Below are 13,978 nucleotides of genomic sequence, written 5' to 3' on the forward strand. Positions count from 1 at the left end.
ACTGCACGTCCCAGAAAGACCAACCTCCGTCGTAGTACATAGACACACAGCGCAACGTTCCAGCCCCCACGCGTAGCCTTGTTTGATGCCCCGGTTTGCGCTTGACATCGAATCCGTGCCCCGCCCTGCCCGCGCCCAGGAACTCCTGGACGCCGTGAACCACAGCGTGGTCATCGCCGACGGCGCCATGGGCACCATGCTGCAGGGCCGGGACCTCACCCTCGAAACAGACTTCCAGGGACTGGAAGGCTGCAACGAGATCCTCAACGACACCCGCCCGGACGTCATCGCGGACATCCACGACGCCTACTTCGCCACCGGCATCGACGCCGTGGAGACCAACACCTTCGGCGCCAACTGGTCCAACCTCTCCGACTACGGCATCGACGACCGCATCGAGGAACTCGCCCGCAAGGGTGCAAAGATCGCCCGCGAACGCGCGGAAGCTGCAGAGAAAACAGACGGCCGGATGCGCTGGGTCCTCGGCTCCATGGGCCCCGGCACCAAGCTCCCCAGCCTCGGGCACACCAGCTACGACTACCTCAAGCGGACCTTCGCCCTGCAGGCCGAGGGCCTCATCGACGGCGGCGCCGACGCGTTCCTCATCGAAACCAGCCAGGACCTCCTGCAGACCAAGGCCGCGGTCAACGGCTGCAAGCAGGCCATCGTTTCCCGCGGCGTCCGGCTCCCCATCTTCGTCGAAGTCACCGTCGAGACCACCGGCACCATGCTCATGGGTTCCGAAATCGGCGCCGCACTCACAGCCCTCGAACCGCTCGGCGTCGACGCCATCGGCCTGAACTGCGCCACCGGCCCGGACGAGATGAGCGAGCACCTCCGCCACCTCTCCAAGCAGTCCTCCGTCGCCATCGCCTGCATGCCCAACGCCGGCCTGCCCGTCCTCGGCGCCAACGGCGCGCACTACCCGCTCTCACCCACCGAGCTCGCCACCGCGCACGAGCAGTTCGTCCGCGAATTCGGCCTGGGCCTGGTGGGCGGCTGCTGCGGTACGACGCCGGAGCACATGGCCGCCGTCGTCGAACGCCTTGCGCCCTTCCGCGCCCAGGCGACGAAGGCCGGCAGCGACAAGACGCAGCCCGCCCGCGTCCCCACCGAGCGCGAAGCCGGCATCGCCTCCCTCTATCAGCACGTGAACTTCGACCAGGAATCCGCGTACCTCGCCATCGGTGAGCGCACCAACGCCAACGGCTCCAAGGCCTTCCGCCAGGCGATGCTCGAAGAGCGGTGGGACGACTGCGTGGACATCGCCCGCGAGCAGATCCGCGTCGGCGCGCACCTTCTGGACGTTTGCGTGGACTACGTGGGGCGCGACGGCGTCGCGGACGTTAAGGAGATCGTCTCCCGTTTCGCGTCAGCCTCCACCCTCCCGCTGGTCATCGACTCCACCGAACCTCCCGTCCTGCAGGCCGGCCTGGAACTCATCGGCGGCCGCCCGGTGGTCAACTCCGTCAACTACGAGGACGGCGACGGCCCCAACAGCCGCTTCGCCCGCATCATGCCGCTGGTCAAGGAACACGGCACCGCCGTCATCGCCCTGACCATCGACGAACAGGGCCAGGCCCGCACCAGCGACGGCAAGGTGGCCATTGCCTCCCGCCTCGTCGATGCCCTGGTGGGCGAATGGGGCGTGCGCGTCGAGGACATCATCGTGGACGCCCTGACCTTCCCCGTCGCCACCGGCCAGGAAGAAACCCGCCGGGACGGCATCGAAACCATCGAAGCCATCCGCCAGATCACCGCCAAGTACCCCGGCATCAACACCACCCTGGGTGTCTCCAACGTCTCCTTCGGCCTGAACCCGGCCGCGCGCATCGTCCTGAACTCCGTCTTCCTCCACGAGGCCACCGAAGCGGGCCTGACCAGCGGCATCATCGACGCCGCCAAGATCGTCCCGCTCGCCTCGATCCCGGAAGACCAGCGCAAGGTGGCCCTGGACCTGGTCTGGGACCGCCGCGAATACGACGCCGACGGCAACACCACCTACGATCCCCTCGCCATCATGCTCGACATGTTCGCCGGCGTCGACACCGCAGCGCTCAAGGACCAGCGCGCTGCCGAACTCGCCGCGCTGCCCACGGGCGCGCGCCTTGAGCGGCGCATCATCGACGGTGAAGGCAAGGGCCTCGAGGCGGACCTGGACCTGGCCCGCAGCGAGGGCCTGACCCCGCTCGGCATCATCAACGACCACCTGCTCGAGGGCATGAAGGTGGTGGGCGAACGCTTCGGCGCCGGTGAGATGCAGCTGCCGTTCGTGCTGCAGTCCGCCGAGGTGATGAAGAACGCCGTCGCCCTGCTCGAGCCGCACATGGAGAAATCGGACTCCTCCGGCAAGGGCACGATGGTGATCGCCACCGTGCGCGGCGACGTGCACGATATCGGCAAGAACCTGGTGGACATCATCCTCACCAACAACGGCTACAAGGTAGTCAACATCGGCATCAAGCAGGGCATCGCCGAGATCATGGCCGCGGCCGAGGAACACAACGCCGACGTGATCGGCATGTCCGGGCTGCTGGTGAAGTCCACCGTGGTGATGAAGGAAAACCTCGCCGAGCTGCAGTCCCGCGGCTTGGCGAAGAAGTGGCCCGTGATCCTTGGCGGCGCCGCCCTTACCCGCGCCTACGTGGAGCAGGACCTGGCCGAGCAGTTCGACGGCGTGGTCCGGTACGCCAAGGACGCCTTCGAGGGCCTCGCCCTCATGGAGCCGCTGGTGAAGGTTGCCCGCGGCGCGTCCCCGGACGACGTCGGCCTACCGCCGCTGAAGAAGCGCATCCACAAAGGCGGGGCCAAGTTCACCGTGACCGAGCCGGAAGCCATGCCGGGCCGGTCCGACGTCGCCACCGACAACCCCGTGCCCGCCCCGCCGTTCTGGGGCACCCGCATCGTGCGCGGCGTCTCGCTCCACGACTACTCCGCGTTCCTCGACGAGCGCGCCACCTTCATGGGCCAGTGGGGGCTCAAGCCCGGCCGCGGCGAGGACGGCGCCTCCTACGAGGAACTGGTGGAACGCGAGGGCCGGCCGCGCCTGCGCTACTGGCTGGACCGCATCCTCGCCGAGGGCATGCTGGACGCCTCCGTCGCCTACGGCTACTTCCCGGTTGTCTCCGAGGGGGAGCAGGTGGTGGTGCTGCACCACGGGGAGGATCGCGACGGCGTCCTCGGCACCGCTGGTCTTCTCGCCCCGGACGGTGGTTCAGGCGGCCCGATCGGCACCGACCGGCTCCGCTTCGACTTCCCGCGCCAGCGCCGCGACCGGCACCTGTGCCTGGCCGACTTCGTGAAGTCCCGCGAGTCCGGGCAGATCGACGTGCTGCCGGTCCAGCTGGTCACCGCCGGTTCGAAGATCGAAGAGTTTACGTCGAAGATGTTCGCCGCCAACCAGTACCGCGACTACTACGAGCTCAACGGCCTGGTCATGCAGCTCACCGAGGCGCTGGCCGAGTTCTGGCATGCCCGTATCCGCAAGGAGCTGGGCTTCGCCGCCGAGGAGCCGAAGGACACGGCAGGGTATTTCAAGCTTGACTACCGCGGTGCCCGGTTCTCGCTCGGCTACCCCGCGTGCCCGGACATGGAGGACCGCCGCAAGGTGACGGAGCTGCTGAAGCCCGAGCGGATGGGCGTGATCCTTAGCGATGAGCTGATGTTGCACCCCGAGCAGTCCACCGACGCGTTCGTGTTCCACCACCCGGAGGCGAAGTACTTCAAGGTGTGAGTTAAAGCGGTGGGGCCGGGGACGGCGAGGTTTGCACTAGGTGGTGCTCACTTCGCTGTCCCCGGCCCCTTCTGCTGCGGTTCTACGCCTTGACGTATCCGTTCGGGTTCAGCACGAATTTCGTTGCCGAGCCGGCGTCGAATTCGGCGTAGCCGCGGGGTGCTTCCTCCAGCGGGATGGCTGTGGCGTTTACTGCCTTCGCGATCTGGACCTTGTCGTGCAGGATGGCCATCATCAGCTGGCGGTTGTACGACATGACAGGGCACTGGCCGGTGGTGAAGGACAGGGACTTCGCCCACCCGGTACCCAAGGACAGCGACAGGGAGCCGTGCTTGGCGGCGTCGTCGATTCCACCGGGGTCGCCCGTGACGTAGAGTCCGGGAATGCCCAGGGCCCCGCCAGCGGCGGTGATGTCCATCAGTGAGTTCAGTACGGTGGCCGGGGCTTCATGTGAGGCGTCCTTGCCGTGTCCCCGGGCTTCGAACCCTACGGCGTCCACGCCGCAATCCACTTCGGGGACGCCCAGGATCTGCTCGATTTGGTCCTTCGGATCGCCGTTGGAGACGTTCACCGTTTCGCAGCCGAAGGAGCGGGCCTGGGCCAGCCGGTCTTCGTTCATGTCAGCGACAATCACGACGGCGGCACCGAGCAGCTGCGCGCCCACGGCGGCTGCGAGGCCCACCGGGCCGGCACCGGCAATGTAAACGGTGGATCCGACGCCCACTCCGGCAGTGACCGCGCCGTGGAAGCCGGTGGGGAAGATATCGGAAAGCATGGTGAGGTCCATGATCTTTTCCAGGGCCTGGTCGCGGTCCGGGAACTTGAGCAGGTTCCAGTCAGCGTAGGGGACCAGCACGTATTCCGCCTGGCCGCCCACCCAGCCGCCCATGTCCACGTAACCGTAGGCGCTGCCCGGGCGGTCCGGGTTCACGTTCAGGCAGATCCCGGTCTTGCGCTCCTTGCAGTTCCGGCAACGGCCGCAGGAGATGTTGAAAGGTACGGAGACGATGTCTCCCACCTTGATGAACTCCACGTCCGGACCGACTTCCACCACTTCACCGGTGATCTCGTGGCCGAGGACGAGGTCCTTGGGAGCTGTGGTCCGGCCCCGCACCATGTGCTGGTCCGAGCCGCAGATGTTGGTGGTCACTGTGCGCAGGATCGCGCCGTGGGGTACTTTTCGGCCCACATTGGCCGGGTTAACGCCGGGGCCATCCTTGAGTTCCAACGTCGGGTATTCGGTGTTGATGATTTCGACGACACCGGGTTCTTTGTAGGCGACGGCTCTGTTTCCTGACATGGACACTCCTGTTGGTTGTGGGGTGCAAAGCCTTCCGATCGGATGGCCTTGCACTGGTCCGGCAAAATTGCAGGCACTGCCCCATAGCCCGAAAGCGGTGCTTCGATGGCCATACCTCCCCAGGTTTTAGGCCACCGAAGCACCCTTTACGCGCACGGGACAGCTTTGATGAGACTAGGGTCACAACAGCTGCAATAAAAGCGCAAAATTTTGTAAATCACCGTGCAGATTTGCTGCATGATTGCTTCGCGGCGGACGGCCATTGATCAAGGCAGGATTCTCAGGCCCTCAGTTGTTGCCGGTCCCTGACCTGCACGGACTCATTGTGCGCAGTGCCTCCGCCGGCGTTTCCGCCCAGACAGGAGACCGGCTTCACCCGCCGGAACGCGGCCAACACGGCCCTGCCGATCACGGCGATACCAATGATGGTGGTGATGGCACGTAGGGTGTCCCAGCCCGCCGTCGACGTCACCATCGAGTACAGCAGGAAGCTGCTCAGGTTGGTGCTGAGCGGGGCGCCGGGCTGGTAGGAGATGCCGGTGCCGGCACCGACGGCAAAGGGCCAGAACCACAGGTTGGTCATCAGGCCGAACAGGTAGGACGCTACGACGCCGTAGCCGCACAGCATCCACAGTTCCGCCTTTCCGCGCACACGTCGGGGGAGCAGGCCGGCCCCTGCGCCTACCCATGCGCAGGCGAAGATCTGGAACGGCGTCCAGGGCCCGACGCCGCCCCACAAGGCACTGGAGACGGCAATGGTGGCGGCGCCGAGGAGCAGGCCGAACCGGGCACCGAACGCCCGGCCCGCCAGGATCAGCAGGATAAAAACCGCCTCCACGCCCCCGACGCCGGTACTCGCTACCCGCACCGCGGAACCGACTGCTGCCAGGACGCCGAGCAGCGCCACCATGTGCGCGGATCGTACCGAGCCGTCGAGGGACACCATGATGGCGACGACGGCGAGCGGCGCCATCGCCAGGGCCGCGTAGGGGAGCGCCGCGGCGGCGTCCTGGGGGAGGGCTGTTGCGAGCAAGGGCCAGCAGAAGGCGGCGAGGGCCAGCAGGTTTGCGGCGGCTAAGACTGCGAGTTCGACGGCGCGTGGCATCTGAATGCGGTGCTGCCTTTGTGGGGTGTGGGAGACTGCTTGTTCCTCGATGGCCTTGGTCTTCAGTCCCGCGCCTGCAGGCTGGAAAGTGGGAAGGACCGGTTCGGGAGCGTTTGCCGGCACCGGTGAAGGCGCCACGCCGTCGCGCATAGGGAGGATCCGGGCGCCGAGACCGTGTGCAAAGTCGAGGTCGTGGGTAGCGATCAGGACCGCGGCACCGGCGTCCGCTGCCGCCCGCAGCGCACCCGCTACTGCTGTGCGCGCCTCCTGATCGAGGCCGCGGGTGGGCTCATCGATCAGGAGCACCTGCGGATCGTCCATGGTCTGCAGTGCGATGGCCAGGATCCTGCGCTCGCCGGCGGAGAGGTCCCGGGGATGCTCGTGCCCAACCGGAATCGTTACGTCCCCGCGCAACCGGGCGAGGCGTGACGCCGCCGGCATCGGAGATCTCCCGTCGCTGCCAGGGCGACGACGATGCGCGCCTTTTCGTTCTGCCTGGCGCTCAGCGCGTGCCTGGCGCCGGTCGGCTGCGCGGAGCTCTCCCGCGACCGTGTCCCTGGTGAAGAGGTCATCCGAGGCGTCCGGCACCAGGGCGACCCGGCCGCCGTCGTCCGTGCCGCCGTCGACAGTTGTTACTGCGCCGGTGCCTTCACCGAGGGCGAGGGCGACAAGCAGGGACGACTTTCCGGCACCGTTCGGCCCCACGAGGGCGACCACTTCACCGCGGTGCAGGGTGAGGGAGGCGTCGCGCACCAGCGGCTTGCCCTTCCGGTGTACCGCGAGGTTTGTCGCCGTCAGCACGGGCTCGTTCTGCGGTGGCTCGAATGGCGACAGAAGGATTTGGGCAGCCCGCGAGGACGTGGCTGGTGCAACACCCGGGACCAGGGCGCCGTCCTCGATGGTCCACCAGGAATCGGCAACGGGTACGAGCGCTTCCGCCCGGTGCTCGGCCGCGATGATGCAGACACCTGCATCGCGGGCGAGCGCGTGAAGCACGGTGATGACACGCCCGCGCGCTGAAGTGTCGAGGTCGGCCAGGGGCTCGTCCACCAGGAGCAGGGGCGGGTGCTCCACCACCGCGGCGGCGATGGCCACGAGCGTTGCTTCGCCTGCCGAGAGGGTGCTGAGATTCCGGTCCAGCAGCGCCGACACCCCGATACTTTCGGCCACGTCCAGCACACGGGCTTTGGCCGCGGCGGACGGCACGCCGCGCAGCTCCAGGGCGAGGGAAATCTCGTCCCGGACCCGGGTGGTGGCGAAGGCGGCGCGGGGATTCTGCAGGACGACGCCGACGAGGCCGGCCGTATCGCGCGGGGGAGTGGCGGCACGGTCCGTTCCGGCGACACGTACCGTGCCGGAGTTGTCGCCGCCGTCAGCGTGGGGAAGGAGGCCGGAGATGCCCCGGAGGATGGTGGATTTGCCGGAACCGGTCGGTCCGGTGATGACGTTGATGGATCCGCTCGACGGGGTGAATTCGTCGACGGCCACCCGTGCGTCACCGATGCGGAACTGGGCGTCGCGCACCAGAAGCGGGCCGCCGTCGTCGTCCCCGGCTTTGTGTAAGGCCCGGCTCCCGAAGCCGCGCAGCTCGAGGGCTGCGGCAACCCGGCCAGCGTGCTCGAGAGTGCGCTCGAGTACGGGCACCAGGGCACGGGCTCCGAAGCGTTCACCCCGCAACCGGAAGGCCAGGCGCACGGAGGTTACGGCGTCGGAAAGTGCGGGGAGCGCCGCCCAGGCCACCACCAGAATCCGGGCGATGCCCTGCACGGGCCCGCCGCGTGCCAGGCGCATGAAGACGCGGGTCACGTCCACGCAGGCGTTGAGCATGCCGAAGGCGAGGATCATCCCGGCGATCGGCAGGGCGGACAGGACTGCCGCCCACAGGCCGGGTGCGGTGACCGGGCCGAGGAGGACCACATGGGCGTACGGGGCCGGCAGTGGCACCTGCGGCAGGTTGAGCAGGACGGGGCTGCCGATGCCGGTTCCGTTAAAGAGGACCCGGTAGATGACCCGCGCCGCTACGAAAATGACGGCGAGGGCCGCCCCTGCCCGTAACGGCGCGGGTCGGAAGGTCATGCTGCGGGGGTGGCCGGTTCGCCGTCGACCGTGAACAGCAGTTCCAGGCTCTCTCCCGGGCTTACCTTCAGGGTGGAGTGGCCTTCCTGGGCGTAGGCCCACTCACCGTCGGCCGGCTTGACCCAGAGTGCCCAGTAGGCGAAGGCGGCGGGCGCATCTTTGCATTCTTCCCGGTACTTGCCGCCCTTGTGTTCGATGTCGAAGTCCGCGGCGGGCACGCCGTTCACCCGGCACACCAGTTCAGTGGGGTATTTGGCAGTACCCTCGGTCTTCACGTTGGCCTTGGCGAGCAAGTCGGTTGCCACTGTCGGCTCGGTTACGGGAACGCAAGTGGAGCTATCGGCAGCGGCCTGGTCCAAGGCGCCCGAATCGACGATGACCTTCACGCCGTCGCACGGGGCGTCGGCGGCGGCCGATGACGTGGCGCTCGCTGAGGTGGTTGGGGCGGCGGGTTCAGAGGCCGCTGGCTGGGTGGCCGGAGCGGAACAGGCGGCAAGGGAAAAGAGGAGACCAGCGGCGGCGAGGGAGGTCGCGGCGGCGGTGCGGATCCTAGTCAAAGTCACCAGTCAAGGGTAGGGCGTTGCTTGTCCTGATCCCGAGGCTGTCTCGTTGTATGACGTTAGCGGACCGCGCTGTTGCCCGTCGCTTGCACCTTCAGATCGAGACGTACGACGGCGGGAGGGTCCTGCCGTCGTAGGTCCCGAATTGTCAGACCCCCCTGCGATGCTTTGTGTATGGAAGCAGGTGTGGTTATCGATGCGGGAGGCAGGGCCGCGGTGGCGGCTGCCGTAGCGTCGGTGGCCGGGCTGGTGGATGAGCTTGCCGGTGTTGTTGCCTGTCCTTTGGCTGCAGCGGAAGGACGTTTTCTCGATGCTGATACTGATCCGGTCCAGGAGTTGTCCGAAGCGTGCTTGGCGGGGTTGGAGGTACTGGCACGGGTTGAGGCCGCGACGGCCGCTGCGAAAGTGAGGCTGGTGGCCGCCTACGCGGAGGTTGCAACCGTGCTTGAGGGCCCGCCCGCCAGCGCGTATGAGACGTCGGCGCAGGAGATGAGCCTGGTGGCGGAAGTCGCCGGCGTACTGACCATTGGCGGACGCGCCGCTTCCGCCCTCCTGGGAGAAGCCCATGCGCTGACCACGTCGCTTCCGTCGGCACTAGAGGCGCTGCAAACCGGCAGCATCAACTGGCAGCACGCCCGCATCGTGGTGGAGGAAACAACCGGCCTAACCCCCGCAGCAGCCGCTGCTTTGGAAGCGCACTTCTTCGGTCCGGACGCATCGGCCCGGGGTGCCGCACCGGGAGAGTTGGTGCCTGCCCGGTTCCGGCGGAAGGTCCGGGCGTGGCGCGAACGCCACCACCCCGAGTCCCTTGAGAAACGCCATGCGGAAAAGCTCCTGGACCGGCGGATGGAGTACAGCCCGGACCGGGATGGCATGGCCTGGATCTCGCTCTACCTCCCGGGGGACACAGCCTGCGCCATCTGGAACAGGACCACCGCCATCGCCCGCGGCCTTCAAGGCCCACACGAAACACGAGACCTTGCACAGTTGCGCGCCGACGTCGGCGGCGGGCTGCTGCTGGGCAACGCGACTCAGAAAGCCGGGGACGTGCCCTCTCCTAAAGCTGAAGTGCTCGTTACTGTCCCGGTCTTCTCCCTCCTGGGCCTCACTGACGAACCCGCTGACGTCGATGGGCTTGGCCCGGTCCCGCCGTCGATGGCTCGCCGGCTTCTTGCCGACGGTGCCGGCTCGTTTTACCGGGTTTTGGTCGATCCCCGCGACGGAGCGCCGCTGGAGATCGGGCACACCAACTACCGGCTCCCGGAAGCGATCAAGCGGTGGCTCAAGATGCGGGACGGCAGATGTACCTTCCCGGGCTGCAGCAACCACAGCCTGGACAATGACTTTGACCATCTCACCGCGTACCAGCACGGCGGCACCACCGGGGTCAGCAACCTTGGACAGGCGTGCCCAAAACACCACCGCCTCAAACACCGCTCCACGTGGACGCCGACGCCGGCCACGAAGGATGAGCCGCCCGGCTGGATTTCACCCACCGGCCGGTACTACCCGGCCGAACAGCCGGACCGGGAACCGCCACTCCTGCCACCACGCCTGCCGCGATACGGCCTGCCGCGTGACTTTCTGCGCGCTACTGACAGCCCTTTGGAAAAGGCAATCGGGGCGTGCCTCGCCGCTTGATGCTTTTGGCCGCCTCGTAGCATCCCTCGCGCGTTCTCCTCTCCTAGAACTGGGTGGTCCCGCGCATCTTGCGGGGGTGGCCGTCCGGATCCACCAGGAAGCGGTTGACAGGATCGGCCCAGAAACGCTGAAACCGCGACACGGGTTCGGTGACGTGGTGCCGTACTTGGCCTGAAGGGCGGGGCGAACGGCGGCCCGTTGTGTGCCAATGATCCAAAGCATCAGCGGCAGCATTCCACAGGCCCAGCGCGCCCGCAGGGTCGTCGAGCTGGGGGTCGTTCTCATCGAGGCCCAGGTGTTCGGCCCACAGTTGGCGCCGGAGCCTTTGGGCCAACGGTTGGGCAGCCTCAGAACGAGCGCCCGCGCCGGTCGCCTCCCCCTGGACAGGGGAGGTATCCATAACCGCGCAGGTCAGCTCGCTGTCCGTGGTCCAGGATCGACGGTTGAAGTTGTCGGATCCACACGTGAACCAGGTGTCGTCAATAATGCAGATTTTGGCATGGATATAGATCGGAGTCCCGGCTTTGTTCTCCAGATTGAACACGCCGAACCTCTCGGGCGCGACGCGGCTTATAGTCTCGATGGCACGCAACTGCCCGAGCCTCTTGGGCGGACCGCCAAGCGGACCGTCTGAGTCCGGGTAACGGGGCACCACGGCGATCACGTTCAGTCCGGGGTTCTGCTCGAGGGCGGCTGCGATTCCCGCGGCGACCTCTGCCGACCACAGGTACTGGTCCTCGATGTAAATCAGTGAGCGGGCCTGGGCGAAAGCCTTTGTGTAGGCCCGGGCGACGCTCCGTTCACCGCCGGGAGCGAACGGGAACGGCGGATGCTTCACGCCGTAGGTGCGCAGCAGTTGCACTGCGTGAGGGCCGGCAGGTGGCGGTGGCGGTGCAGTCTCCGGCAGGGGCTCGGGATGTCGGGGCATGTCAGCAAGGCGTTGCAGCAGCATCCGGTACGGTGTGCGCCGGTCCAGGGGATGAGGATCGTTCCACCGTTCAGCGAACAACTCCAGCACATCCGCCACAACCGGGCCGCGCAGTTCAAGGGCAGCATCGTGCCACGGAGGCTGCTTGCCGTAGCGGGAGTCCATATCCACCGCCTGGGGGTCGCCCGCGTGGTCGGCATCGTCCCGGCGGCCGTGGGAGAGGTCGATACCGCCCACGAACGCGACGTCCCGGGAAGGGTCGTCGCGACGGCGGATAACGAACAGTTTCTGGTGATGGCAGCCGAAGAGCCGCACGCGCTGGTCGAGCAGCACCTCACCGCCGGCGTCGTTGATTTGGCGGCTGAGGAGCTCGTTTGACCGCCAGCTCATCGGCGCCGAGACGCGCTCTCCGTGGGATCTCCAGATCAGGCCGCGTACTTCCACTCCGGCCCGGGCTAACTGAGCCAGCAAGTTACCGATCGTCGGGCCGTCCGGCGTCAGCCGCTCGTCGCCGTCGCCACGCCAGTCGGTGAACCACACGCGATCGCCCGCGTTCAGAGCCGTCAGCTCCTCATGCAGCCGGGCAAAGTAGATGGCCCCGTGAACCAGGGGCCGCACGAGGTTGCCCTTTGACCAGGCCGCCGATCCAGCATCTTCCGCGTGCACGTGGGTGGCTGCGTTCCCCCGCTCACCGCCACTCAAGAACCATGTACCAGGATCACTGCCCACTCGATGTCCCTTCCGGGGCCCGAGGCCCGTCACTAGGCGTCCCGCCTATCCAGTAGCCTACGACGGCGAGTGAACCGATGGCCGCTGCGGGCTGGGCGCAACGGATCTGAGCCCCCGCCTAGAGTCGCAGTTCCATAAAAACGCTGTGGGGGTCCAGGGCATAGTCGGCGAAGGGCGGGCACTCGGTGAAGCCGTGGCGGGAATACAGGCGCCGCGCGGGAGCAAAGTAGTCCTCGGTGCCGGTTTCCAGGTAGACCCGCTCGAAGTTCCGGCTCCGGGCGTCATCGAGGATGTGCCTGAGCATGCTTGTGGCGACGCCCCGTCCCCGCGCCGTCGCTGTAGTGCGCATGGACTTGATCTCGCCGTGCTGTGCGGCACCGGGCGGGGAGTCCAGCAGTTTGAGCGCGCCGCAACCCAACAGATCGCTGTCTTCACGTGCGGTCCAGAACGTGATCGACGGCGCGGTCAGCGCGGAGTGGTCCAGGGCGTGGACGCTTTCGGCAGGCGAGGTGGCGAACATGTCAGCCAGATGCTCGCTCAGGAGCTGGCGGACGTCGCCCCGTGCGGGGTCGTCCCGGTCAATGGAAATCATGGCCACAAACTTACCGCGGGCCAGGTGACGCCTACGCCGTCAGCCACCTCGCCGGCGGTCAACGCCACATCTCCTGCCGCCGTTCGCCTCCTTCTGGTCCTGCGCCGCGTCCAACTGCCCGGAACCTAGAGCGGTTCCTTTATACGGCTGAAGAGCAGACCAATCAGCGAGATGATCACCACCACTGCCAGCACAGTCAACGCAGGGTTGACCCATTCGGGAACGAGGTCATAGGCAGCGTTGCACCTGTTGTGCAGCGGAAAGACCGGCAGGCCGTCGTGAGGGTGCCGAAGACGAAAGTTCCGGTCAAAGTCCTGTCCAACGGCCAGGCAAGCGGCATACAAACTTCTCGTTGTGGCGGCGAACTGGGCGAGGATGAGGCCGCCCAGCAGGACGGCGGAAACCAAGGCCAGTCCCAACCAGGTGCGCGTAGCTTTAGTAGTTTTTTGCACCAAAGCCAGCTCCCCACGATTGCTGGGCCGGCTCTGTGCCCGAGTTGTGCGCGTCGTGGCGGCCACATCGGCGGGCTGAATCCACCTTGTACATGCTTGGCCGCCTCCCATGCTCCTCGCGCTGCCGGGGAAGGAGAATCAGCGGTCCCCGAAGCCACCCGGTACCGGGTTAGGCCTGACCTTACGAGGAGACCGCAACCGGCGCACGAGTGTGGAGTACCTGACATGCCGCCTACGGCTACTTGCCCCACCTCGAAGGAAACATGACGACGGCGGGAGCGTCCCGCCGTCGTAAGCCCACCACTCTCTCGCTAGCAAGATAGGACGGCCGGAGACAGCGTTCAGGTGCTGAGGTTCCAGTGGACGCGGATGGCTTCTGCCATCGGGCCGGCGGCGACGTCAACCCGGAACGCAACGGGCGCGGTCCCTGTTTCTTCGATGACGGCGTCGCGGTACACGCGGCCGCATCTGGGGCACAAGGTGTAAAGGTCCTCATCCGCCGGCCAGGGCGCCAGTTCTGCAGGGACAACAGGGGTGTCGCCCCCGGCATGGACGGTATGCCCTGCGAGTTCGCCTGAATCAATCCGTCCTGGCTGACGGTGTTGCCGCAGACGCAGACGATTGTGGTGACATCATGCCCGGTCACACTGGCGGTTTCGGTGTCCACGATGACCTCCCGATGCTGGAAGGAACCTGTTGGTATCAGCTTATGCCTGCTGAATCCTGCATGCTGCCTGAATTGTCTGCGCCGCTTCAGGCCTACCCAACTTCCGCTGCATCCATTGCCCGGCCGCAGTGCCGGGTCCACTATTAAGCCTGTCGGGGAGGCTGGGGCCTACTGAAAAGTGCTTACCGCCCTAGG

8 protein-coding genes are annotated in these 13,978 nt (G+C 66.7%); 2 read left to right on the top strand and 6 right to left on the bottom strand.

Going from position 1 to position 13,978, the window contains the following annotated elements; genetic code table 11:
• Positions 1-85 precede the first annotated feature (85 nt).
• The gene (metH, locus tag AC5RT4_RS05510) at positions 86-3,733 is read left to right on the top strand and encodes a methionine synthase (protein ID WP_494105091.1); all 3,648 of its coding nucleotides are present in this window, start codon (positions 86-88) and stop codon (positions 3,731-3,733) included.
• 82 nt (positions 3,734-3,815) lie between these two features.
• Here the strand turns inward: metH and fdhA are convergent, their stop codons facing one another.
• The 3 genes from fdhA to AC5RT4_RS05525 form a co-directional block, all read right to left on the bottom strand.
• Complete coding sequence (gene fdhA, locus AC5RT4_RS05515) at positions 3,816-5,033, bottom strand: formaldehyde dehydrogenase, glutathione-independent (RefSeq protein WP_494105092.1); 1,218 nt, start codon at positions 5,031-5,033, stop codon at positions 3,816-3,818.
• A gap of 280 nt (positions 5,034-5,313) precedes the next feature.
• Positions 5,314-8,214: an ATP-binding cassette domain-containing protein gene (locus tag AC5RT4_RS05520; protein ID WP_494105093.1), complete on the bottom strand. Its 2,901-nt coding sequence runs from the start codon at positions 8,212-8,214 to the stop codon at positions 5,314-5,316.
• Positions 8,211-8,777, bottom strand: coding sequence for a hypothetical protein (locus AC5RT4_RS05525; protein WP_494105094.1), 567 nt, complete (start codon positions 8,775-8,777; stop codon positions 8,211-8,213). Before AC5RT4_RS05525 ends, AC5RT4_RS05520 begins: the two co-directional genes overlap by 4 nt.
• A gap of 171 nt (positions 8,778-8,948) precedes the next feature.
• On the opposite strand from AC5RT4_RS05525, the gene AC5RT4_RS05530 reads away from it, so the two are divergent.
• On the top strand, positions 8,949-10,415 hold the full coding sequence (locus AC5RT4_RS05530; protein WP_494105095.1) for an HNH endonuclease signature motif containing protein: 1,467 nt from the start codon (positions 8,949-8,951) through the stop codon (positions 10,413-10,415).
• Positions 10,416-10,458: 43 nt separating this feature from the next.
• On the opposite strand, the gene AC5RT4_RS05535 is transcribed toward AC5RT4_RS05530, so the two are convergent.
• The 3 genes from AC5RT4_RS05535 to AC5RT4_RS05545 form a co-directional block, all read right to left on the bottom strand.
• The gene (locus tag AC5RT4_RS05535; RefSeq protein ID WP_494105096.1) at positions 10,459-12,072 is read right to left on the bottom strand and encodes a phospholipase D family protein; all 1,614 of its coding nucleotides are present in this window, start codon (positions 12,070-12,072) and stop codon (positions 10,459-10,461) included.
• 118 nt (positions 12,073-12,190) lie between these two features.
• Complete coding sequence (locus tag AC5RT4_RS05540; RefSeq protein WP_494105097.1) at positions 12,191-12,664, bottom strand: GNAT family N-acetyltransferase; 474 nt, start codon at positions 12,662-12,664, stop codon at positions 12,191-12,193.
• A 125-nt stretch (positions 12,665-12,789) separates the two neighbouring features.
• On the bottom strand, positions 12,790-13,116 hold the full coding sequence (locus tag AC5RT4_RS05545) for a hypothetical protein (RefSeq protein WP_494042156.1): 327 nt from the start codon (positions 13,114-13,116) through the stop codon (positions 12,790-12,792).
• Positions 13,117-13,978: the final 862 nt, after the last annotated feature.

The organism is Arthrobacter sp. sptzw42 (assembly GCF_059089685.1).